The organism is Microbacterium sp. NPDC087589, from assembly GCF_044743635.1.
GTDB lineage: Bacteria > Actinomycetota > Actinomycetes > Actinomycetales > Microbacteriaceae > Microbacterium.
In genome coordinates, this window is the sequence record NZ_JBIUWV010000007.1 from 15580 (window position 1) to 36668 (window position 21089).

The window sequence follows — 21089 nt, forward strand, 5'->3', positions numbered from 1 at the left end:
CTGAGGGAACGGAAGCCCTATGCGCGAGGAGGAATCAGGATGAGGGACATCAACACCGGCGGCAACGTGTACGGGGGAATCCACGTACATGACCAGCAACAGCAGTATGTCCCGTACGAGCAGTGCAGTGACGAGCAGCTCAAAGTCGAGAGCGCTCGTCTCCGCGGGGGCCGCAACCACCTGCAAAAACGAAGGCTCATCAAGCTCGCTGCTTTCGGCACGCTAGGCATCGGCGTCGGGTTCCTTGGTCTTTGGCTCCTCAACACCGTCGATACGTCACTTCCAGGGATCGTCGGCATCGTGATCGCCGGACTCACGCTTTACTTCTCGTATGACGCGTGGGCAAGGCCCAAGGACCAGGAGGCGGGCTATGCGAGTTCGCTCCGACACATTCGACAGATCCAGCAGCACCGCGACGATCCGAGGAAGAAGCGAAAGGACAGGTAGAGCGCGGTGAGCGGTTCGGTCCTCCCGGAACCCTATGAACCAGTGACCTCCGACGTCGCCCTGTGGCGGAACGCTCTCATCGAACTCTCTACGCTGGAGAACGTTCGACCGGAGAGTGGTCTGCTGCAGCAGATTGACCTCGGACCCGTAGAGCTGGAAGTGACGCTCACCACGGGCCACCAGCTGACGGTGCCCCCACGGCATCGCGGGACGAGATCGCGGATGCCGTCTCGAACGTTCTCGGCGAAGCGGTCGCCGCGAACCCGAACCCAGAGTGGGCCCCACCGTTCCAGACGGAGAACTTCTGGTGGGCGGAGACGTTGTACAACTTCGGTATCCTCGCCCCGAACGGCACTGTCATGAAGCCCGATGTGCTGTTCCACCGCATCTCGCGACGCAATGGTGTGGCGACGATTGAGGCCAGCGACGACCACCGTCGGGTGACTGTCGACTTCGACCTGACGGCCGATGCTCCACCTGTCGACGTGGTCACACACGTCCTCGACGCTCTGACCAGCTCTTCGTCGACGTGATTCGAACGGTGGGCGCCTCGATACTCATCGAGGCGCCCACCGCTTCCGCGACTCAGCTGGCAGCAGCCCCGAGCATCTCCTGGAGGCCTGGGTAGGCGGCGTTGTCAGCCAGCACCCGCTCGTAGTCCTTCCGAGCCATCGCCTTCTTACCTTCCGCGAGGTACGTGTGCCCGCGCGCAACGAGTGCGAGGTGCCTCAGCTCGACGGGTCGTGACCGAGGCCGCAGCGCCTCTTTCAGCGCCTCCCGTGCAGCCTCGAAGTAGCCCTGCTCTCGAAGCGCCGTTCCCCGTTGGATGAGAAGGAAGGTCGCAGCGACATCGTCGTTGCTCAGGCCGTTGGTGAGATCGACGACATCAGCCCACCGCTCAGCCTCGGCATAGAGCTCCGCCAGCGACACCGCGGCGACGGTGGTCGGATCAAGACTCTCCACGACGGCGGTGGCACGTGGGAGGTTCCCGCTCGCCTGTTCAAGTTCTGCGACAAACAGCCCCATCGCCTGCCGGTCCCAGAGCATCTCGGCGGTCACTCCCGTCGCCACCGGGATGCTGATCTCGGGGTTCTCGAGGTACTTGATGATGAACGGGTCCCGGGACGGGTCGTAGCCCGTATCAAACAGCCATCCGAGGAGGACGCGGGCACGCTCTGCATCCTTATTGGGTCCCACGACCCGCAGGATCTCCACCATCGCCGCGGTGGCCGCAGCAACAGGGTGCTGCTGCCCCACGGCGTGGATAGCAGTCGCATCCGGAGTGCCCGAGAGCTGCTTGAAGAGCTGCTTCTCCCACGCCGGAGCGGTGAGCCCGGGCTTGACCTTCTTGGGCACGGGAGCGCGAACGGGTTGCGGTGCCCGCGCCGGCGGTCGAGCGGAGGAAGCGCGCTTCTTCGTCGATGTCGTGGACGTGTGCGAGACGCCGGTGCCCGGAATCCCGATGGTGCGCGTCGTGCGCCCATTGGTATTGACGCTCACGCGCGCACCGCGCACACCCGCAGACAGCCCGACGTTCTTGCTCGAGACGTTCAAGCGCACGCCGGGCGCGATCTTGATGGACTTACGGACCTTGAACCCCATGGTCGCCCTCACTGATTGTCATGTCTTCAGATGCACCCTACTGGCGGTCGGTCGACGGCACCTCTAGAGCGCAGTGATGGGCAGCGTCATCTGGACGGTCGCGGTCTCCACGTTGCAGTCCACGACGATGTGCTTCGCTTCGTTGCGAAGCAGAACCGCTACGACTCCGTGCCCGCCCATGTACTCCTGCAGATCACCGTCTGCCATGACGGTCATGTCCGTGGGATGGACGTTCTGCGGCTTCAACACCACGAGCGCGGCGTCCCTGTTCCAGAAGGACTCAAGGTGCAGAGCCTGCCACTGGTCCGGATACGAATCCTGGGCCGCTCGAATCTCTGCGAGTCGTGCCTCGACCGCGTTCACGGCAGCTCGAATGGTCGGCTCGAACGGTTGCATGGTGCCGTTGTCGGTCATGCCGCAAGGCTATCGAGGGGTACCACCGCTAGCCCGAGGCCTCGACTACAAGATTGAGGACCAAAACGGTGTGCCGCAGGGTACTTATCGACGCCCCACAAAGGGCGAAGAACGAGCCAAGCCCATGACCCCTACGACAGACAGTGTCGGCGCCCAGAGTCGCATCCTCCTCCGCGCACTCGACATCACGGTGGAAACTGACGGCCAGCTCGGCGGCGACATCGCACGGACGAGGGAGGCGGCCGAAGCCCTGCTCTCCGAGTCGGCCGGCGGCCCATATAGTGCGCGTCTGCGCGCCGCGCTCCGCGTCGGCGAGCACAACGTTCTCAGCCGTCGTGACCAGGACGCTCTCGCCGTGGTGCACAACCGTCTGCTCGTCTGAATAACCCGCGAACCTCATACGGTCGAAGCGTTTGGCTACCGAAAGGAACGCACATGTCGACACTGTTGAGCGGCGGAAACTGATGGGCTCGAGTCGAGGAGAAAGGTGCTGCCCAGAATGTGGTCTACTGGCGCGTGATCGCTTGGGAGAGCGTGGAGTCGACCAACTTCGATGAGAAGCCCGGGCTAGTCGCGTGGATCAACGGGCGTGAACCGATCCGCTCCGACTACTTCAAGGAACGCGTGTTCGGCGACTACATCCACACCGGCTACGTCGATGAACTTCCAGAAGATGCGGTGGTGAACAGCTGGTCCTCAGTTAGGCATGGGAGGCGTGCGTGAATCCTTGCGCACCCCCGAGCCAGCCAGCACTCGCCGAGTGCCTAACTACTGGTGTGCCGGGACTCGGGCGAGGGAGCGCAGAGCATCATCTCTAACAGCTTCCGGAAGCAAGACTGACGGCTCAGCCTGCGCACGCTCCGGCAGGCGGCGAAGCAGCGCCGTCAGGATGTCATCGACCGAACGGAGCATCCATGGCAACACGAACTCGTAGAAGATATGTGGGTCAATCAGATGACCGTCGGTGAACACCTGCCGAACTCCGTAGTTCCGCTGATCAACGAGCGTGTCCAGCGACTCCCGTACTCGTGACCCGACGTCGAAATGGAAGGCCAATCCCACTTGGTCAGCTCCGTGCTCGTCTCTGAACGGGACGATGGATGGCGCAACATCGTGAATCTCGTTGCGTATGACCCGCATGGCGTGATTAAGGCGCTTCGCGTACCCGTCCGCACTCCAGAGAGCCCGGAGCTCAGGGAACTGATCAATAGCCCGCTCGCACCACGCATGGTTCTGCCACTTGATCCGCTGAGGTTCGGTCTCTGGCTGCTTCAAGCACTCGTTGACTACACGTGCGAGAACATCATGGAACGCGACCATATCCACGAGGGCGTGGGTGAAGGTGAGCGAGATCTCCTCCGCGATGTCCTCCGTCGCCGGCTCGCTCGTCAGAAGGGCGATGCGATCCCGGGCCGCAAACAGCGAGCGTGCACGACTCAGCACAGTCAGGAGTCGGGCCGCAGTTACACGACCATCCCCGCGACGAACGAAACCCGCGAGTGACGGAATGTGCGCCTCCGCCATCTGCTGGTAGAAGCGTGTCGGTGTGGCCGTGAAGCTCCATGAATCTAGCTTCGCGGTGATGAACTCTCCGGCAGCCCGGAGGTAGAGGGCGACCAGCGCCAGTGCGTCGGCCGGCCCTGCGACCTGACAGTTCCCCCTCTCCAACAGTCGAGTGTCGAGGAGGGAGGCGCGTTCTGTGATCAGCAGATCGGCGCCGACCTCCTGAGCCACGGTAATGAGTAGAGCATCGCGTTCATCTGCCGCAGCCCGCTCTTGTCCAAGGATCATTCTCGCTTCGAAGACCTGGCCCTCGAAGAGAGCGCCACCCGTAACCCTCTTGGTGGTGGCTGTCGTGATCTCGTACGGGACCAACTGGTCGTCTGTCTCCATGACGACTGTCCAGCCGATTGCTTCCCCGCCGCCGAACAATGAATCCATCGGCCGACGCTCGACCCCATCCGGCGGGCCATCGTCTCCATAGAGCGTCATGGTTATCCGCTCGCTCAGAATCAGCGTTCGAAGCAGGATGTCGGGAAGGTCGTCGCTCTCTTGGACCCTCACCCAGGCTGATGCGTCCACGAGGACCCTCAGCGCTCGCGCCGCACGGCCATCGCGAAGCAGCGGATCGTCGCTGGCGTGGTGTGCTCGAAGCTGGAACGGCGGGTTCACTGTCTCCGCATGCCTCTCGCTCGATCACGACCAACTTCGCCGGATATAGAAAAGGCCGGTCAGTTTTTGGCCTGACCGGCTCTTTCAATTTACGAACAGATTGGGCTGAATAAACGAATACAGCCCGCTGTGCGCGAGGGGGGACTTGAACCCCCACGTCCATAAGGACACTGGCACCTGAAGCCAGCGCGTCTACCATTCCGCCACTCGCGCGAGTATGTCGGGCTCCGAAGAACTCAACTTCCCAAAGATATCACGCGTTTCGCGTGTCGATGAAACCGAGGCCAGCGCCGGGCGCAGGACCCTCGGCGCACCGGGCTCAGCACCCTCGGGAGGAGAACTGCCCCTGGGGAGGAGGATCTCCTCACTTTCCTCCTCCCCGGGCGCAGTTCTCCTCCCGAACGGCGCACCCACGACCGCCGCGAGACGCCATCTCAAGCCCGCACACCCCTCCCCACTCCCCCGGATTCTCGGCGTTTTCCCGCCTCGCGACGGCGTTCACCCAGCACACCTGGCTACGATGTCCCTACCGGTCGGCATGCCAGAGGAGCCCAGTGGGACTACTTGACAGCTTTGAGAAGGGTCTCGAGCGCGCTGTGAACAGCGCCTTCGCGAAGACCTTCCGCAGCGGCATCCAGCCCGTGGAGATCGCTTCGGCCCTTCGGCGCGAGGCGGACACCAAAGCGGCTGTGGTGAGCAGGGACCGCATCATCGCGCCCAATAACTTCGTCGTGCGCCTCAGCACAGACGACGCCGAGCGGATGCAGGGGCTCGGCGCAGCTCTCACCGATGAGCTGCACGCACTGCTCACGAAGCATGCGAAGGCCCAGGGCTACAGCTTCTCGGGCCCGCTCTCGATCTCCCTCGAGGGCGACGACAAGATCGCGACCGGCACGATCAACGTCAGCTCGGGCACGGTCGAAGGCCGCGTCAACTGGCAGGCCGTGATCGACGTCGACGGGCGTCGCCATCCGCTCACCCGCGCACGCACGGTCATCGGGCGCGGAACGGATGCCGACATCACGATCGCCGACGCCGGATCCAGCCGCAAGCACGTCGAGGTCCTGTGGGACGGCGAGCGCGCCATGATGCGCGACCTCGGCTCGACCAACGGCACCAAGGTCGACGGCCAGAAGGTGCGCGAAGCGGCGATGCCCTCCGAGACCACCCTGACCATCGGACGCACCGATCTGGTGTTCCGCATCGTTCCCGTCGCCACTCCGTCACGCCCGCCGCGGCCGCGCGACGACGACGCGACCCGCGCGTTCGGAGCCATCTCGTGAGCACTCCCAGCGAGCTCGTCCTGCTCCTGCTGCGCATCGGCTTCCTGCTGATCCTGTGGTTCTTCGTGTTCGGGGTCGTCTACTCGCTGCGCGCCGACCTGTTCGGCATGAAAGTGCGCAAGCTCCCGGCCGAGGCCGCCGCGGCGATGCCCGCCCCCACGCAGGCACCCGCCGCAGCCCCCGCATCTCGCCCCGCGTCTTCGAAGCCCAGCACGGGCCCCGCGACCGTCGCGACGGCCAAGCGCCTCGTGATCACCTCCGGGCCGAAGGCGGGGCTCGAACTCCCCCTCGGCACCGAGACCCTGACGATCGGTCGCTCGAGTGAGTCGGCTCTCGTGATCCGCGATGACTACACCTCCAGCCATCACGCGCGCCTGCTGCTCCGAGGAGACAGCTGGGCCATCCAGGACCTCGACTCGACCAACGGCACATACGTCGCCGGCCAGCGGGTGACCGGCGGTCCGGTCGGCCTCTCCCTCGGCACGCCGATCAAGGTGGGCGCCACGACCTTCGAGCTGCGAGCCTGACCCCGGCATGGTCTTCGAAGGCTCGAGCGCCGCGATCTCCCACACCGGGAAGGTCCGCTCCAACAACCAGGATTCCGGATACTCCGGGGCGAACCTGTTCGTCGTCGCCGACGGCATGGGCGGCCACGCGGGCGGCGACGTCGCCTCGAGCATCGCGATCCACCGGCTCGAGCCGCTCGACCAGCCCTACACCTCGGTCGAAGACGCGCAGGCCTCCCTTCAGGCCGCCGCGACCACGGCAGCCGGCGATCTGATCCGTGCCGCGAAGGACCGCCCAGAACTCGCCGGTCTCGGCACCACGCTCAGCGCCGTCATCATGGTCGACGACTACGCGGTCATCGGCCACATCGGCGACTCGCGCATCTATCTCTATCGCGACGATGCGGTCACCCAGATCACGGCCGATCACACCTTCGTGCAGCGGCTCGTCGACTCGGGTCGCATCACCCCCGAAGAGGCGCGATACCACCCGCGCCGTTCGGTGCTCATGCGCGTGCTCAGCGACATGGACGCCGACCCGGAGCTCGACATGTTCGTCATGCACACCCAGCCGGGCGACCGCTGGCTGCTGTGCTCCGACGGGCTCTCGGGTGTCGTCGACGAGGCGCACATCCTCAAGGCGATGCGCATGGGCATGGCACCGGGGCGCACCGCAGACAATCTGCTCAAGCAGGCACTCGACGGTGGCGCGCCCGACAACGTGACGATCGTCCTCGTCGAGGTCGGCGGACAGCACGCCATGCACTCCGGCACCGCGACGATCGTCGGATCGGCGTCGAACCCCGCCAACATCACCGTGCCGCCCGTGCGCGCACCGCGCGGCAACTGGCTGCATCCTGTTCGGCAGGCGGCGAACGAGCCCAGCCACTTCGAACCGGCCCCCGAGTACCTCGAGGAGCTCATCGAAGAAGACCGCCGGCGTGCCAAGCGCCGCCGGCTCGGCTGGATCGCCGGCATGCTGGTGGTCGTCGCGATGCTCGTGTTCGCCGCCTTCGCGGCCTATAGCTGGACCCAGACCCGCTATTTCGTCGGCGCCGACGAAGACAGTGTCGTGATCTACCAGGGCGTGCAGCAGAACATCGGCCCGATCACGCTGTCGACGCCACTGCGCGACACCGACATCCTGCTCGCGAACCTGCCGCCGTACCAGCGCGATTCCGTCGAGCGCACGATCACCGCCCGTTCCTTCTCGGATGCCGAGGCGATCGTCACGCGGCTGCAGGCCGGAGCAGACCGGGTGACCGGCGAGACTCCCCTGCCGACTCCCGCGCCCACCGCGACGCCCACGGAGGATGCCGGATGACCGCCGACGTCACGGCCGACACGAGCGTCATCACGGCCCTCAAGAAGATGCGGATGCCGCAGACGCAGCGCAACCGCGAGTTCTGGCTGCTGTTGTTCGCCGTCGCGATCAGCGGCGCGTCCCTCACCCTCGTGCAGCTCGGCGCCCTCGGCCTGATCGACCCGATGATCCTCGCGATCGGTGGTGGACTCGCCGTTCTGGCATTCGCGGTGCACTTCGTGCTGCGCGCCGTGGCCTCCGCAGCCGATCCCTTCATCCTGCCGATCGCCACCCTGCTCACCGGACTCGGCATCGCGATGATCTACCGCATCGACATCGCCGAGTCGCTGACCGGATGGAACGCGTACTCGACCAAGCAGCTCGCGTGGACCGCGATCTCGCTCGCGGGCGCGATCGCCGTCGTGATCCTGCTGCGCAACTACCGGGTGCTGTTCCGCTACACGTACATCTTCGGCCTCTCCGGCATCCTGCTCCTGCTGCTGCCGTTCGTGCCCGGCCTGCGCATCCCCGACGCGAACGCCCAGGTGTGGGTGTCGCTCGGCGGCATGTTCGCCTTCCAGCCGGGCGAGCTCGCCAAGATCTGCCTCGCCATCTTCTTCGCCGGCTACCTGGTGCGCACCCGCGAGAGCCTCACGTCGGTGGGCACGAAGTTCCTCGGCATCACCTGGCCGCGCATGCGCGAGCTCGGACCCGTGCTCGTCGTGTGGGCGATCTCGCTCGGCATCATCGTGATCCAGCGCGACCTCGGCACCGGAACCCTCATCTTCGGCATGTTCGTCGCGATGCTCTACGTCGCCACCGGCAAGACCAGCTGGGTGCTGATCGGCCTCGGCCTGGTCGCCGCGGGCGTCGCGGTCGCCACCCAGATCCTCAGCTACGTGCAGGGCCGGTTCACGAACTGGCTCTTCCTCTTCGACTCGGAGAAGGTCGACCCGGACGTCGCGGGATTCCAGCCCATGCAGGGCCTGTTCGGCCTCGCGCACGGCGGTCTGCTCGGCACCGGCTGGGGACAGGGTCGTCCCGAGGTCACCCCGCTGGCGCACAGCGACTACATCATCACCAGCCTCGGTGAGGAGATCGGCCTGATCGGGCTGTTCGCCATCCTCTGCCTCTACATGGTGTTCGTCAGCCGCGGCGTGCGCATCGGGCTCGCGGGCCAGGACGACTTCGGCAAGCTGCTCGCGATCGGCCTCTCGTTCACCATCGCGCTGCAGGTGTTCATCATGGTCGGCGGTGTGACCAGACTCATCCCACTCACCGGTCTGACCACCCCGTTCCTCGCCGCCGGTGGCTCGTCGCTCGTGGCCAACTGGCTCATCGTCGCGATCCTGCTGCGCATCTCCGACGGTGTCCGCAGCCAACCCAGGGCGGTGATCGGCTGATATGACGAAAGAGCTCCGCCGTCTCAGCATCGTGATGCTGTTCATGTTCCTGTCGCTGTTCGCGGCGACCAGCTGGATCCAGGTCGTCGAGGCCGATTCCCTCGGGCAGAACCCGAACAACAGGCGCACGCTGCTCGACAGCTACGAGATCCAGCGAGGATCGATCATCGTCGACGGCGTCGCGATCGCCTCCTCGACGCCCTCGGACGACCGCTACCAGTTCCAGCGCGTCTACACGGATGCTGCGATGTGGGCGCCCGTCACCGGGTACTTCAACCCCGCCCTGCAGTCGGCCACCGGTATCGAGCGGGCGATGAACGCCGACCTCTCCGGCACCGGCTCGAGCGCGTTCTTCGCAGAGATCGAGCGGATCCTCTCGGGCCAGCCGCAGAGCGGATTCAGCGTCGAACTGACTCTCGACACCGCTGCGCAGCGAGCGGCCTACGAGGGCCTGCAGGGACTCAACGGCGCCGTCGTCGCGATCGAGCCGAAGACCGGACGCATTCTCGCCTTTGTGTCGACGCCCGGCTTCGACACCAACCAGCTCGCGACCCATGACGCGGATGCCGCGAACGCGACCTACGATCAGCTCGACGAGGACCCCACGAAGCCGCTCTCGAATCGGGCGATCGCCGGTGACCTCAACCCGCCTGGCTCGACGTTCAAGCTCGTCGTGGCCGCGGCGGCGTATGAGTCGGGCAACTGGACGCCCGACTCGACACTCCCGAACCCCGCGCGGTACACGCTGCCGGGTTCGGACAACACGGTCGCCAACGCCTGGGGCGGCACGTGCGGCAGCGGTGACACCGTCACCATCGCCGAGGCCATCCGGTTGAGCTGCAACATCCCGATGGCGCAGCTCGCGGTCGAGCTCGGAGACGACGCGATCCGCGAGATGGCCGAGAAGTTCGGCTTCAACCAGAGCTTCTCGACGCCGCTCGAATCCACGCCGTCGAGCTACCCCCGGGCGCTCAATGACCCGCAGACCGCACTCACCGGATTCGGCCAGGGGCAGGTCACCGCGACACCATTGCAGATCGCGATGGTGGCGGCCGGCATAGCGAACGACGGCGTCGTCATGAACCCTCGCCTGGTCGACACGGTGATCGGCAACGACCTCTCGGTCATCCGTTCGTACGAAGACACACAGTTCGGCCAGGCCACCGATGCGACGACCGCCGAAGAGGTCGCGGCGTCGATGGTCGCCAGCGTCTCAAACGGCGCTGCGCAGGGTGCAAGAATAGACGGGGTCGATGTCGCGGGAAAGACAGGCACGACCGAGAACGGTAACAAGCCCTACACGTTGTGGTTCACCGGTTTCGCACCGGCGGACGACCCGGAAGTGGCAGTAGCGGTCCTCGTCGAAGACGGCGGCGGACAAGGGCAGTCAGGATCCGGCGACACCATCGCCGCTCCGATTGCAAAGAAGGTCATAGAGGCGGTGCTGGGCAGATGAGACCGACGCAGGGTGTGTCGTTCGGTGGTCGCTACGAGCTGCAGTCGCGTATTGCGATCGGCGGCATGGGCGAGGTGTGGGAGGCGACGGATCACGTCATCGGCCGCACCGTGGCCATCAAGATCCTCAAGGACGAGTACATGGGGGACCCCGGGTTCCTCGAGCGGTTCCGCGCTGAGGCGCGCCATGCCGCACTCGTCAACCACGAGGGCATCGCGAGCGTCTTCGACTACGGCGAGGAGAACGGCAGCGCCTACCTCGTCATGGAGCTCGTGCCCGGCGAAGCGCTCTCGACCGTGCTCGAGCGCGACGGCGCGCTGAGCGCCGACAAGACCCTCGACATCGTCGCGCAGACGGCATCTGCTCTGCAGGCCGCCCACGCAGCCGGTCTCGTGCACCGTGACATCAAGCCGGGAAACCTGCTGATCACGCCAGACGGCCGCGTCAAGATCACCGACTTCGGCATCGCCCGCATCGCCGACCAGGTGCCGCTGACGGCCACCGGTCAGGTCATGGGCACCGTGCAGTACCTCTCGCCGGAGCAGGCCTCCGGGCACCCGGCGTCTCCTGCGACCGACACCTACTCGCTCGGCATCGTCGCGTACGAGTGCCTCGCAGGCAAGCGCCCGTTCACGGGTGAGTCGCAGGTCGCGATCGCGATGGCGCAGATCAACGAGCAGCCTCCGCCGCTGCCGCCGACCGTGCCGATCCCGGTGCAGAACCTCGTCATGGCGATGATCGCCAAGAAGCCGGCTGACCGACCCTCGTCGTCCGCGACGGTGGCACGCGCCGCGCAGGCGCTGCGCCGCGGCGACCTGAACTCCGCAGCGATCGCCGTGCCGGCCATCGCGACCGGCGGCGTGGCATCCGACGACGCCACCCGTCTGCTCACCGCATCGGGCGACGACGGCACGACTCGCATCCTCCCCACCACCGCTCAGCTGCCCACCGGCGAGCAGGCCGATGAGGACGCCGAGAAGCCGAAGAAGAAGCGCAGCCCCTGGACGTGGCCGCTCATCGCACTGATCGCCCTGCTGGTGGTCGTGCTCGGCGGAACCGTGTTCGCGCTGATGAACCCGGGCGACCCCGAGCCCGCGCCGACACAGTCCGAGACGACCTCGCAGACGCCCAAGCCGACGCCCAGCGACACCGAGACGCCCGAGCCCGAGCTGGTCGACGTCGATGCTCTCGGCCTCGTCGGCATGCAGTGCGAGGCCGCGCAGGCCGCGGCGGTCAACGCCGGACTGCAGGCCGAATGCACGGTGGGCAACACAGTCGCCCCGAGCGCGAATCAGGTCGGAACGGTCGAATCGGTCCAGCCCGGCGGCAACGTCCCCGAGGGTACGACCATCATGCTGACGACCTTCAAGGAGCAGGTGAAGGTGGGCAAGCCCTCGGGCACCCCGACCATCGCCGGCACCGCCACCGAGGGCGAGCCCGTGACGCTCAACTGGCCGAGCTTCGAGTGCCCCTCCGGCACCCCGGCGCGGTCCGCCTTCGAGGTCACGCTCACCAACGCGACCTTCGAGGGCGGGAACTCGGGCGAGTCCATCCGCAGCTTCGGACCGAGCGTCCTCTCGACACAGATCATCCCCGGCACGGCTGGACAGACGATCACGGCCACGTTCCGCGTCTTCTGCGGAAGCGACATGCCGTCTGAGCAGTCCGACGCCATGCCGGGCGTCGCCATCCTGCCTGCCTCACCGGATGCCGGTGAGGGTGACGCAGACGGCGGCGACTCAGGCGAATGAACCGCTCTCGCCCTAGGCTGAGAGCATCCACAAGGTCGTATCAGGGGGTCAGTACGTGTCGACAGAGCCACGGGTTCTCGCGGGTCGCTACCGCGTAGACGAGCTCATCGGGCACGGCGGCATGGCGAAGGTGTACCGCGGGTACGACCTGACGCTGGGCCGCGCGGTGGCGATCAAGATCCTCGACCCCGAGCTCGCTCGCGACACTGCGTTCCGCACCCGCTTCCGGCTCGAGGCGCAGTCGGCCTCGCGCATGTCGCACCCGTCGATCGTCCGCGTCTATGACGCCGGCGACCCCTCGACCACCGACAGCAGCACCGATGAGCCGCCGTACATCATCATGGAGCTCATCAGCGGAACGCTGCTGAAGGACATCATCGCGAAGGGGCCGGTGCCTGTCGAAGACGCCGTGCGCTATGTCGACGGCATCCTCGAGGCGCTCGACTACTCGCACCGCGCGGGCGTCGTGCACCGCGACATCAAGCCGGGCAACGTCATGGTCACCGACAAGGGCCAGGTCAAGGTCATGGACTTCGGCATCGCCCGAGCCGTGTCCGACTCGTCGTCGACGGTCGCCGAGACCACGCAGATCATCGGCACCGCCGCGTACTTCTCGCCGGAGCAGGCCAAGGGTGAGCCGGTCGATGCCAGGGCGGACCTGTACTCCACGGGCGTGGTGCTCTACGAACTGCTCACCGGTCGTCAGCCGTTCCGCGGAGAGTCACCGGTCGCAGTCGCCTATCAGCACGTGAGTGAGACCCCCGTGCCTCCGACCGAGGTGAACGAGGACTCCCCCGGTGCTCTCGACCCGATCGTCCTGCGCGCACTCGCGAAAGACCCGTACCAGCGGTATCCGGATGCCGCGCACTTCCGCGCAGCGCTCGACTCTGCGGTCTCCGGCAATGCACCGAGCCGCAAGGAACTCGGCGCGCTCACCAGCGAGCTGTACGGCCCGAGCCCGCGCGCCGCGCAGGAGACCGCCCGATCGCTGCGCCAGCTGAGCACCGACACGACGATGGCTCGCACACAATCGGGCCCGCCTGTCGCGTGGATCTGGGCCGGCGTCGCGCTGCTCGCGGTGCTCCTGGCATCCGTGCTGTTCTGGGTGTGGACGCTCAGCATGCGCCCGGATGACGTGCCGTCGAGCGCTCGCGTCGTGCCGGACCTCGTCAACGTCTCATCCGAGCGTGCACAGGACGATCTCGGCGAGCTCGATCTGACGTCGAAGCTGGTGCTCGAGTCGAGCAACGACATCGTCGAGGGCAACGTGATCCGCACCGACCCCGAGAGCGGCACAGCCGTCAGCGAGGGTGATTCCGTCACCATCTACGTGTCATCCGGCAAGGAGACCGTGATGGTGCCGATTCTCGAGGGTCTCTCGTTGACGGCGGCCAAAGACGCCCTCGCTGCAGCCGGTCTCGAACTCGGCACAGTGATCCAGCGCAACGACAAGGGCCTGGCAGCAGAGACGGTGATGGAGGCGAGCGAGGCCGCCGAGAGCGAAGTCGCGCCGCAGACCGTGGTGAATCTCGTGGTCGCCAGCGGCCGCGTGACCCTCACCGACGTCACCGGGTGGACGATGGATGCCGCGCAGGCCGAGCTCGAACGCATCGGACTCACGCCGAGCCCGGTCGAGCTGATCGACTGCACGCCGACCGAGCCACCGACCGTGTCGTCGATGTCGGCCGCGCCGGGCGATGTCGCGATCGGCTCGACCGTCGAACTGCGCTACTGCGTCGCCGCGTCCGACTGACCCGCTGCACAGCGGTCGAGACGACACGTCAGTGACGCTTCGTCTCCCCCGCCAGCGGGTGCAGGTTCGATGACAGCGCCACGGCGTCTGCGTCGCCGCAGAGTTCGAGCCAGTTGGCGAGCAGACGGTAGCCGCCTTCGGTGAGCACGCTCTCGGGGTGGAACTGCACCCCGAGAATCGGCAACCGGGTGTGCGCGAGCGCCATCACGGTGCCACTGTCGGTGCGCGCCGTGACGACCACGTCAGGCGGCAGCTCCGACTCCGCGAGAGCGAGGGAGTGATACCTGCCCGCATCGAACGGCGAGGGGATGCCGGCGAAGAGAGCCGAACTGTCATGCGCGACGCGCGACACCATGCCGTGCATCAGCTCTGGCGCCTCCGACACGGCGGTGCCGAACGCCGCGCCGATCACCTGATGCCCGAGGCAGACCCCGAGGAGCGGCATCCGCATCCGCGTGGCGAGGCGCACGGCATCGATCGAGACCCCGGCATCGGCCGGAGCGCCCGGTCCGGGCGAAAGCAGCAGCGCATCGAACGCGGGCAGCATCCCCTCGAGCTGCGCGGCGTCGATGGCATCCGCTTCGATCAGGGTGACGTGCGCGCCGAGTTCACGCAGGTATCCGACGAGGGTGTGCACGAAGCTGTCGTGGTTGTCCACCACGAGCACGCGCGTCATTCGAGGTCGACCTCACCAGGGGTGATCAACGGGCTGACCCAGGGGAAGACGTACCAGAACAGTCCATAGAGCACGGCGGCGATCAGCGCGAGCAGGATGAACAGCTTCACCCACCACGGACCGGGAAGGATGCGCCAGAGTGCGGCATACATGAGTCGTCTCGTTCCGTTCGGCTAGATCGACGGCGCAGCCGGCGGAGGCGGGAGGTCGGTGAGGGCCTGGGGCGGGCCTTCGGCGCGCGGCTGGAAGCTCTCGAACACCCCGTAGGCGACGATGCGCTCGGCCAGCGAATACAGCGGAGAGCAGGCGGTCAGCGTGATGTACTTCTCGCCGGTCTCGACTCCGGGCATCTGCGGCACATCGAGCAGCACCTCTGTCTGGGTCGGTTTGACGTACTCGAGCGTTCGGAACCGATAGGTGAACCAGCCGTCGGGAGTCTCGACGACGATCGCGTCACCGACCTGCAGCTTGTCGAGCTGATTGAAGGGCTTGCCCCACGTGGTGCGGTGGCCGGCCATGGCGAAGTTTCCGACCTCACCGGGCATCTTCGAGTCGGTGTACACGCCGATTCCGAGGTCGTCGAGAGTGCGTGCGCGGCTGGTGCCGCCATAGATCCCGACGTTGTAGTCGGCACCGAAGCGCGGGACCTGCATCTGTGCGAACCACTGCGCGTCGGCGGGCACTGCAGGGATCACGGGCTCGTAGTAGGTCGTGCCGTCCTCCCCCTCGACCAGGGGTGGTGGCTCGGGCGCCGGACCCTCGGCGAGCGTCTGAGACATGGCCGCGCCCTCGTCGTTCTTCTGCGCCGCGATGATGATGTCGCCGATCCACATCTGCCACGCGACGAAGAGGAGCACGAGCACTCCACCGGTGAGCAGCAGCTCACCGAGGACGCTCGTGAAGGTGGCGCGCGACCGGGGGCGACGGCGGTGTGCACGTCGCTCCCCCGAGACGACGGATGCAGTCATGGCCAGATCTTATCCGTCGGACCTGGACACCAGCCGTCTGGCCCTGCTTTTCCGCGCGATATGACACTCTTGGGTACACTGTGGGAATGGCACGCGACCGCAAGACCGAAGAACCCGAAGCTCCGCGCAGCGAAGGGGAAGCCGCACCCAACGCCGTGTGGTTCAAGCCGGTGATGATCGGCTTCATGCTTCTCGGTCTGGTGTGGATTCTCGTGTTCTACATCTCAGGCATGCAGTTCCCGATCCCGGGTCTCGACAACTGGAACCTCGCGATCGGCCTGGGCATCGCCCTGATCGGCTTCCTGATGACCACTCGCTGGCGCTGACGCCGCCGCTTTCTTTTCGAAGAAGGCCCCTCTCGCTCCGGCGAAAGGGGCCTTCTCTCGTTTTCGGCGAGCGAGAGTTATCCACAGGTTATCCCCACCCTGGGGAGAATTACACCCATGTTATTCACAACGGTTGACAACCCTGTTAACAACTCTTGATCAGGAGTAAACCGTCGTGATCAGGAACGGTGCCAGGAAGGCGACGATCAGCACGAGCGCCACGACCACCGCGGAGAGCAGCAGAATCTGCAGCGTGCGCTGGTCTCGCCTTCGGGTTCTCGTGAGGATGAACGCGATCAGCGCACCGATGATCGCTCCGCCGAGGTGCGCCTGCCACGCGATGTTCTGAGAGAACACGAATCCGACGACGAAGTTGATGCCGAGGATCACGAGGATCCCCGTCACATTCGCACCGATGTGCCTGCCGATGATGAGCAAGGCCGCCATCAGGCCGAAGATCGCCCCGGATGCGCCGACCGTGGCGGTCCCCGGCGCGAGCAGGGCGACCGCGACCGATCCGCCGAGGCCGCTGATCAGATACAGCGCGAGGAAGCGGACCCGACCCAGCATCGGCTCGAGACTCTGCCCCAGCATCCACAGAGCGAGCATGTTGAGTGCGAGATGCAGGAACCCACCGTGCACGAAGACGGCGGTGAGGAGTCGCCAGGGCTCGAACGGCATGAGCGACAGGTTCGGATACAGATATCCCGCCGCGAAGAGCAGCTGGCCCGTGATCGCGTCGCCGATCCCTGGGATCAGCTGCACCAGGCCGATGAACGACGTCACCGCGAGCAGCGCGTAGGTGACGATCGGCTTGCCGCTGCGCACAGTTGCGGTCGCGGAGTTGCGGCCGCCCCAGCGGCGCTCTGCGCGCTTCTGGGCCGGAGTGCGACCCTTGCGCTGCTCCGCCATGCACTCGGGGCAGATCACTCCGACGGGCGCCTGCGTCTGGCACTCGGGGCAGATGGTGCGCAGGCACCGCTGGCAGAGCACGAAGCTCTGCCGATCCGGATGCCGGTAGCAGAAGTTGTCGCGGTTGTCCGCGAACTCAGGCGTGGTCATCCGGATCGGCCAGCGTCGGCGTCAGGCCGCGACGATGTCGATCGACTGCAGCACGACGGGCTCGATGGGGCGGTCGCCCGCGGCCGTCGGCACTGCGGCGATCGCGTCGACGACAGCCTTGGAGGCGTCGTCGGCGACCTCGCCGAAGATCGTGTGCTTGCCCTGGAGCCAGGGCGTGGGGTCGGTCGTGATGAAGAACTGCGAGCCGTTGGTGCCCTCGGGCTTGCCCGTGATGGCGTTGCGACGGAGGCCCGCGTTGGCCATGGCGAGGATGTAGGGCTCGTTGAAGTTGAGCTCCATGTTGATCTCGTCGTCGAAGTTGTAGCCGGGGCCACCGACGCCCTGTCCGAGCGGGTCGCCGCCCTGGATCATGAAGTTCGGGATGATGCGGTGGAAGACGACGTCCTTGTAGAGAGCGCCCTCGCCGGGCTTGCCGGTGGCGGGGTGCGTCCACTCCTGGGTGCCGTCGGCGAGACCGACGAAGTTCTTGACCGTCTTCGGGGCGTGGTCGCCGAAGAGGTTGATGACGATGTCACCGTGGTTGGTGTGCAGGGTTGCGACATGAGAAGCGTGAGCCATGCGTCCATTCTCGCAGAGCTTCCCATGAGTTGGCCCGCGTCTAGCGCTGTTCGCCCTTCGACGCAAGGGTTCGGCGATTCCCTCGCCCCATCCAGGGTCGCGTGGCAAGATGGGGAATCCGTACTCCAATCGACAGGAGAGCATCGTGAGCATCAGCCGCAAGCGGAAGAAGGAGCTGCGTCGTCTTCAGAACGACGCCAACCAGCTCTGGGAGAACCAGCAGGTCCTGGTCGGCCACGCCGCCGACGTCGCCCGTGAGGCCGGACGCCAACTCGGCCACTTCGGCCGCGAGCAGGTCGGCCCTGTCGTGCAGGACACGTACAACCGTCGCGTCGCCCCGGTCGTCGACCGTGGCGTGCGGTTCGGCCACCACGTCGTGGACGACAAGGTCGTCCCGATCGTCGGCGGAGTCGTCGGAACCGCGCTCACCGCGTGGGACGTGGCGAACGCCAAGCGCGAGGGTGTCGTTCGCAAGGTCCGCAAGGCCACCAAGCCCGAGCCGAAGGGCCCGAGCGTCGGCTCGATCGTCGCCCTGATCCTCGGAGTCGCCGCCGCAGCCGGTGTTCTGTACGCCGCGTGGCAGGCACTGCGCGCGGACGACGAGCTCTGGGTCGCCGACGACCCGCTCTCTGCACCTGACGCGTGACCTCGACATCGCAGCCCCCGGCCTCCGAGCCGGGGGATCTGCATGCCCGGGTGAGGGATGCCGCGGCCGCACGCGGTCTCGACATCGAGATCCGTGAGCGGCCGGCCGCCAACAGCCTCGTCGAAGCTGCGGAACTGCTCGGCATCCTGCCCTCCGACATCGTCAAGACCCTCGTCGTCAAGCGCTCGGACGACACCTACCTGTTCGCGTTGGTTCCGGGCGGCAGGTCGATCTCGTGGCCCAAGCTGCGGGCAGTGGTAGGTGTGAACAAGCTGCGACTGCCCGAACCGGATCTCGCCCTCGCGGCGACCGGCTACGAGCGCGGAACCATCGTGCCCATCGGCAGCACCACCGAGTGGCCCGTCTTCGCCGATGAGTCGATCGTCGGACAGCAGATCGCCATGGGAGCCGGTGCCCACGGGTACAGCCTCTTCGTCGATGCGGACGACCTCATCGCCGCCTACGGAGCCACGGTGGCCGACATCTCGGTTCCCGAAGAGGCGCGCGACTGATTCAGAGGATGCCGGCCATTCGCAGTGCGATGTCGACCAGCTTCACCCTCTGCAGTTCTTTCACGGCCTTGAGTGGGAACCACTCCGCCATGTCGGTCGATCCGTCGGCCTCGAAGGTCAGCTTCCCGCCCGTGACCGACGCGCGGTAGACGATGCGCAGCGTGTGCAACGGCTGGTCTGAGTCGTGCACCCGCTGGCCGGCGGGGATCACCCGTGAGTGGATGCCGAGCAGCTCTCCGACTTTGACCGTATAGCCGGTCTCTTCGCGAAGCTCCCGCCGCACGGCGTCTTCGGGTGCCTCTCCCGCCTCGAGACCACCACCGGGCATCGTCCAGGCGAGTCGGCGCCCCTCGGTCCAACGCGCCAGAAGTATGCGTCCGTCGTCATCGGTGACGACCGCGTATGCCGCGACCCGCATGTCCATGACCTCACCCTAGCCGCCGCGGAATGACGTCGAGCGCTGTGTGTCGAGTCGTGGTCGCAGAGGATGGCCGGATCAATCAGGAATCGAGAAGCACAGCCTGCCGTGGCATCCGTAGTGTGATGATCATCGCAGATCACGCCGAGAAAGGAACCCGTAATGGCTGACAACGAGAAGAACTTCAGTGCTGAGGAACGCGAGGCCATGAAGGAGGCCGCGGCCGACAAGCGCAAGTCTCGCTCTCGGGCGAAGAAGAGCCCTGAAGAGGTGCGCGCCGAGGGCGTCGCCGACCTCGAGGCGGCAGTGGCGAAGCTGCCCGACGACAAGGATCGCGAGTTGTCGCTGGCGCTGCACGCCCTCGTCACCGAGGTCGCTCCCGAGCTGATGCCGCGCACCTATTACGGCATGCCCGCATGGGGAAAGGACGGCAAGGTGCTCTGCTTCTTCCAGCCGGCGAGCAAGTTCAAGGTGCGCTACGGCACCTTCGGCTTCGAGCCCATCTCGAACCTCGACGACGGCACGATGTGGCCGACCGCCTACGCGCTGCTCGACCTCACCGCTGCGAACCGCACGCTGCTCACCGAGCGCATCCGCCTCGCCGTCAGCTGAGTCGCCGTTCCCTGGCGAAGGCGCGAGCAGTAGCGTGGATGCCGTGAGCACACTGCCGTTCCCCGCCTCCGTGTACGCCGCCCGACTCGACCGCGCCGCATCTCTCGCCGCCGACGCCGGTCTCGACGGGATCGTCGTCGGCCCCGGCCCCGACCTGCAGTATCTGGTCGGCGTCGAAGGCGACACGATCGAACGCCTCACCGCACTCGTGCTCGGACCAGGACTCGCTCCCACGATCATCGTGCCGCGGATGGAGCTGGCGAAGGTCAGGACCACCGCGGTGGGGCAGCTCGGACTCGCGGTGTCCGACTGGGTCGATGGCGAGAACCCCTACGACCTCGTGGCCGAAGCCCTCGGCTCCGTCTCGAGGGTGGGCGTGTCCGATGCGCTTCCGGCACTGCACGTCATTCCGCTGGCCGATCGCGTCGACGTACGCGCCGAGCTCGCGACGCCGGTGCTGCGTGAGGGTCGCATGATCAAAGATGCCGATGAGGTCGCCGAGCTGCGCCGCGCCGGTGCCGCGATCGACGCCGTGCACAGGCGCGTGCCCGAGTGGCTGCGAGCAGGGCGCACCGAGCGAGAGGTGGCGGCCGACATCGCGGAGGCCATCATCGCCGAGGGGCACCGCACCGTCGAGTTCGTCATCGTCGGCTCGGGTCCGAACGGCGCCGACCCGCACCACGAGGTCTCGGACCGCGTGATCGCCGACGGAGAGATCGTGGTCGTGGACATCGGGGGAGCAGTGCCCAGCGGCTACAACTCCGACAGCACCCGCACCTACGTCGTCGGGACCCCTGACCGCGATGCGGCCGATCGCATCGCGCTGCTCGTGCGTGCTCAGCAGGCCGCGGTCGACGCGGTACGCCCCGGAGCGACGGCCGAGGAGGTCGACGCGGCGGCGCGGTCGGTGCTGGCCGACGGAGGGCTCGGAGAGGCCTTCCTGCATCGCACCGGTCATGGGATCGGCGTTTCGGTGCACGAGGAGCCCTACATCGCGCCCGGCAACGATCTGGTGCTGCGCGAGGGCATGGCTTTCAGCATCGAACCCGGCATCTACTTCGCGGGCGAGTGGGGTGCACGCATCGAGGACATCGTCGTCGTAACCGCCGACGGATGTGAGCGCCTGAACGTCGCACCCCACGAGCTGCGCGCTGTCTGACAACGGTCAAGCCCCTTTTGTCCGCGGTGAGGGTTGCCCGA

The 21089-nt window shown here is 66.4% G+C and carries 25 protein-coding genes and 1 tRNA gene; 16 read left to right on the forward strand and 10 right to left on the reverse strand.

The genetic code is table 11. The features are described 5' to 3' along the window. Window positions 1–39 precede the first annotated feature (39 nt). Window positions 40–447, forward strand: coding sequence for a hypothetical protein (locus ACIOU8_RS14295; protein WP_400790760.1), 408 nt, complete (start codon window positions 40–42; stop codon window positions 445–447). 320 nt (window positions 448–767) lie between these two features. Then, the gene (locus ACIOU8_RS14300) at window positions 768–980 is read left to right on the forward strand and encodes a hypothetical protein (protein ID WP_400790763.1); all 213 of its coding nucleotides are present in this window, start codon (window positions 768–770) and stop codon (window positions 978–980) included. A 52-nt stretch (window positions 981–1032) separates the two neighbouring features. Here the strand turns inward: ACIOU8_RS14300 and ACIOU8_RS14305 are convergent, their stop codons facing one another. Both ACIOU8_RS14305 and ACIOU8_RS14310 read right to left on the reverse strand, forming a co-directional pair. Beyond that, window positions 1033–2049: a DUF4236 domain-containing protein gene (locus tag ACIOU8_RS14305; protein ID WP_400790766.1), complete on the reverse strand. Its 1017-nt coding sequence runs from the start codon at window positions 2047–2049 to the stop codon at window positions 1033–1035. A gap of 63 nt (window positions 2050–2112) precedes the next feature. After that, the gene (locus ACIOU8_RS14310; RefSeq protein WP_400790768.1) at window positions 2113–2463 is read right to left on the reverse strand and encodes a hypothetical protein; all 351 of its coding nucleotides are present in this window, start codon (window positions 2461–2463) and stop codon (window positions 2113–2115) included. A gap of 124 nt (window positions 2464–2587) precedes the next feature. Between ACIOU8_RS14310 and ACIOU8_RS14315 the strand changes: the two genes are divergently transcribed. Together ACIOU8_RS14315 and ACIOU8_RS14320 are read left to right on the forward strand one after the other, a co-directional pair. Beyond that, window positions 2588–2845, forward strand: a complete 258-nt coding sequence (locus ACIOU8_RS14315; protein WP_400790771.1) for a hypothetical protein — start codon at window positions 2588–2590, stop codon at window positions 2843–2845. Between the two features lie 119 nt (window positions 2846–2964). Further along, window positions 2965–3186, forward strand: a complete 222-nt coding sequence (locus ACIOU8_RS14320; RefSeq protein ID WP_400790774.1) for a hypothetical protein — start codon at window positions 2965–2967, stop codon at window positions 3184–3186. Between the two features lie 45 nt (window positions 3187–3231). Here the strand turns inward: ACIOU8_RS14320 and ACIOU8_RS14325 are convergent, their stop codons facing one another. Both ACIOU8_RS14325 and ACIOU8_RS14330 read right to left on the reverse strand, forming a co-directional pair. Then, on the reverse strand, window positions 3232–4545 hold the full coding sequence (locus ACIOU8_RS14325; protein WP_400790775.1) for a hypothetical protein: 1314 nt from the start codon (window positions 4543–4545) through the stop codon (window positions 3232–3234). Between the two features lie 220 nt (window positions 4546–4765). Next, a tRNA-Leu gene (locus ACIOU8_RS14330) sits at window positions 4766–4848 on the reverse strand. A 341-nt stretch (window positions 4849–5189) separates the two neighbouring features. Here ACIOU8_RS14330 and ACIOU8_RS14335 point away from each other — a divergent pair. The 7 genes from ACIOU8_RS14335 to pknB are packed head-to-tail and all read left to right on the forward strand — an operon-like array spanning window position 5190 to window position 14090. Then, entirely contained in the window at window positions 5190–5918 is a 729-nt protein-coding gene (locus tag ACIOU8_RS14335) for an FhaA domain-containing protein (RefSeq protein WP_400790778.1), read from the forward strand. Beyond that, window positions 5915–6445 (forward strand): FHA domain-containing protein, encoded by a 531-nt coding sequence (locus ACIOU8_RS14340; protein ID WP_400790780.1) that lies wholly within the window; start codon window positions 5915–5917, stop codon window positions 6443–6445. Before ACIOU8_RS14335 ends, ACIOU8_RS14340 begins: the two co-directional genes overlap by 4 nt. Window positions 6446–6452: 7 nt before the next feature. Beyond that, window positions 6453–7748: a PP2C family protein-serine/threonine phosphatase gene (locus ACIOU8_RS14345; protein WP_400790783.1), complete on the forward strand. Its 1296-nt coding sequence runs from the start codon at window positions 6453–6455 to the stop codon at window positions 7746–7748. Continuing rightward, complete coding sequence (locus tag ACIOU8_RS14350; RefSeq protein WP_400790785.1) at window positions 7745–9130, forward strand: FtsW/RodA/SpoVE family cell cycle protein; 1386 nt, start codon at window positions 7745–7747, stop codon at window positions 9128–9130. Before ACIOU8_RS14345 ends, ACIOU8_RS14350 begins: the two co-directional genes overlap by 4 nt. Window position 9131: 1 nt before the next feature. Continuing rightward, a complete protein-coding gene (locus ACIOU8_RS14355) occupies window positions 9132–10586 on the forward strand; it encodes a peptidoglycan D,D-transpeptidase FtsI family protein (protein WP_400790788.1) in 1455 nt (484 codons plus the stop codon). Next, complete coding sequence (locus ACIOU8_RS14360) at window positions 10583–12337, forward strand: protein kinase (RefSeq protein ID WP_400790791.1); 1755 nt, start codon at window positions 10583–10585, stop codon at window positions 12335–12337. Before ACIOU8_RS14355 ends, ACIOU8_RS14360 begins: the two co-directional genes overlap by 4 nt. 55 nt (window positions 12338–12392) lie before the next feature. Beyond that, window positions 12393–14090, forward strand: a complete 1698-nt coding sequence (pknB, locus tag ACIOU8_RS14365; protein WP_400790797.1) for a Stk1 family PASTA domain-containing Ser/Thr kinase — start codon at window positions 12393–12395, stop codon at window positions 14088–14090. Between the two features lie 28 nt (window positions 14091–14118). On the opposite strand, the gene ACIOU8_RS14370 is transcribed toward pknB, so the two are convergent. From ACIOU8_RS14370 to ACIOU8_RS14380, 3 genes are read right to left on the reverse strand one after another with little or no spacing between them, the layout of a single operon-like run. Beyond that, window positions 14119–14766 carry an anthranilate synthase component II gene (locus ACIOU8_RS14370; RefSeq protein ID WP_400790799.1) on the reverse strand — a complete coding sequence of 216 codons (648 nt, stop codon included), beginning with the start codon at window positions 14764–14766 and terminating at the stop codon, window positions 14119–14121. Next, on the reverse strand, window positions 14763–14918 hold the full coding sequence (locus ACIOU8_RS14375; RefSeq protein WP_400790802.1) for a hypothetical protein: 156 nt from the start codon (window positions 14916–14918) through the stop codon (window positions 14763–14765). Before ACIOU8_RS14375 ends, ACIOU8_RS14370 begins: the two co-directional genes overlap by 4 nt. 21 nt (window positions 14919–14939) lie before the next feature. Continuing rightward, window positions 14940–15734 (reverse strand): class E sortase, encoded by a 795-nt coding sequence (locus tag ACIOU8_RS14380; RefSeq protein ID WP_400790804.1) that lies wholly within the window; start codon window positions 15732–15734, stop codon window positions 14940–14942. A gap of 86 nt (window positions 15735–15820) precedes the next feature. Here ACIOU8_RS14380 and ACIOU8_RS14385 point away from each other — a divergent pair, with 86 nt between their 5' ends. After that, window positions 15821–16060, forward strand: coding sequence for a cell division protein CrgA (locus ACIOU8_RS14385; protein ID WP_140035653.1), 240 nt, complete (start codon window positions 15821–15823; stop codon window positions 16058–16060). A gap of 159 nt (window positions 16061–16219) precedes the next feature. On the opposite strand, the gene ACIOU8_RS14390 is transcribed toward ACIOU8_RS14385, so the two are convergent. Together ACIOU8_RS14390 and ACIOU8_RS14395 are read right to left on the reverse strand one after the other, a co-directional pair. Further along, complete coding sequence (locus ACIOU8_RS14390) at window positions 16220–17122, reverse strand: rhomboid family intramembrane serine protease (protein WP_400790807.1); 903 nt, start codon at window positions 17120–17122, stop codon at window positions 16220–16222. A 21-nt stretch (window positions 17123–17143) separates the two neighbouring features. Next, window positions 17144–17701, reverse strand: a complete 558-nt coding sequence (locus tag ACIOU8_RS14395; protein ID WP_215171201.1) for a peptidylprolyl isomerase — start codon at window positions 17699–17701, stop codon at window positions 17144–17146. 145 nt (window positions 17702–17846) lie between these two features. Between ACIOU8_RS14395 and ACIOU8_RS14400 the strand changes: the two genes are divergently transcribed. Further along, a complete protein-coding gene (locus ACIOU8_RS14400) occupies window positions 17847–18347 on the forward strand; it encodes a DNA helicase (protein WP_400790810.1) in 501 nt (166 codons plus the stop codon). Between the two features lie 50 nt (window positions 18348–18397). Further along, window positions 18398–18859 carry an aminoacyl-tRNA deacylase gene (locus tag ACIOU8_RS14405; RefSeq protein ID WP_400791329.1) on the forward strand — a complete coding sequence of 154 codons (462 nt, stop codon included), beginning with the start codon at window positions 18398–18400 and terminating at the stop codon, window positions 18857–18859. Between the two features lies 1 nt (window position 18860). Here the strand turns inward: ACIOU8_RS14405 and ACIOU8_RS14410 are convergent, their stop codons facing one another. Next, window positions 18861–19283 carry an NUDIX hydrolase gene (locus ACIOU8_RS14410; protein ID WP_400790812.1) on the reverse strand — a complete coding sequence of 141 codons (423 nt, stop codon included), beginning with the start codon at window positions 19281–19283 and terminating at the stop codon, window positions 18861–18863. Between the two features lie 156 nt (window positions 19284–19439). Here ACIOU8_RS14410 and ACIOU8_RS14415 point away from each other — a divergent pair, with 156 nt between their 5' ends. Next, entirely contained in the window at window positions 19440–19889 is a 450-nt protein-coding gene (locus tag ACIOU8_RS14415) for a hypothetical protein (protein ID WP_400790814.1), read from the forward strand. A gap of 43 nt (window positions 19890–19932) precedes the next feature. After that, the gene (locus ACIOU8_RS14420) at window positions 19933–21048 is read left to right on the forward strand and encodes a M24 family metallopeptidase (protein ID WP_400790816.1); all 1116 of its coding nucleotides are present in this window, start codon (window positions 19933–19935) and stop codon (window positions 21046–21048) included. The last annotated feature ends 41 nt before the right edge of the window (window positions 21049–21089 follow it).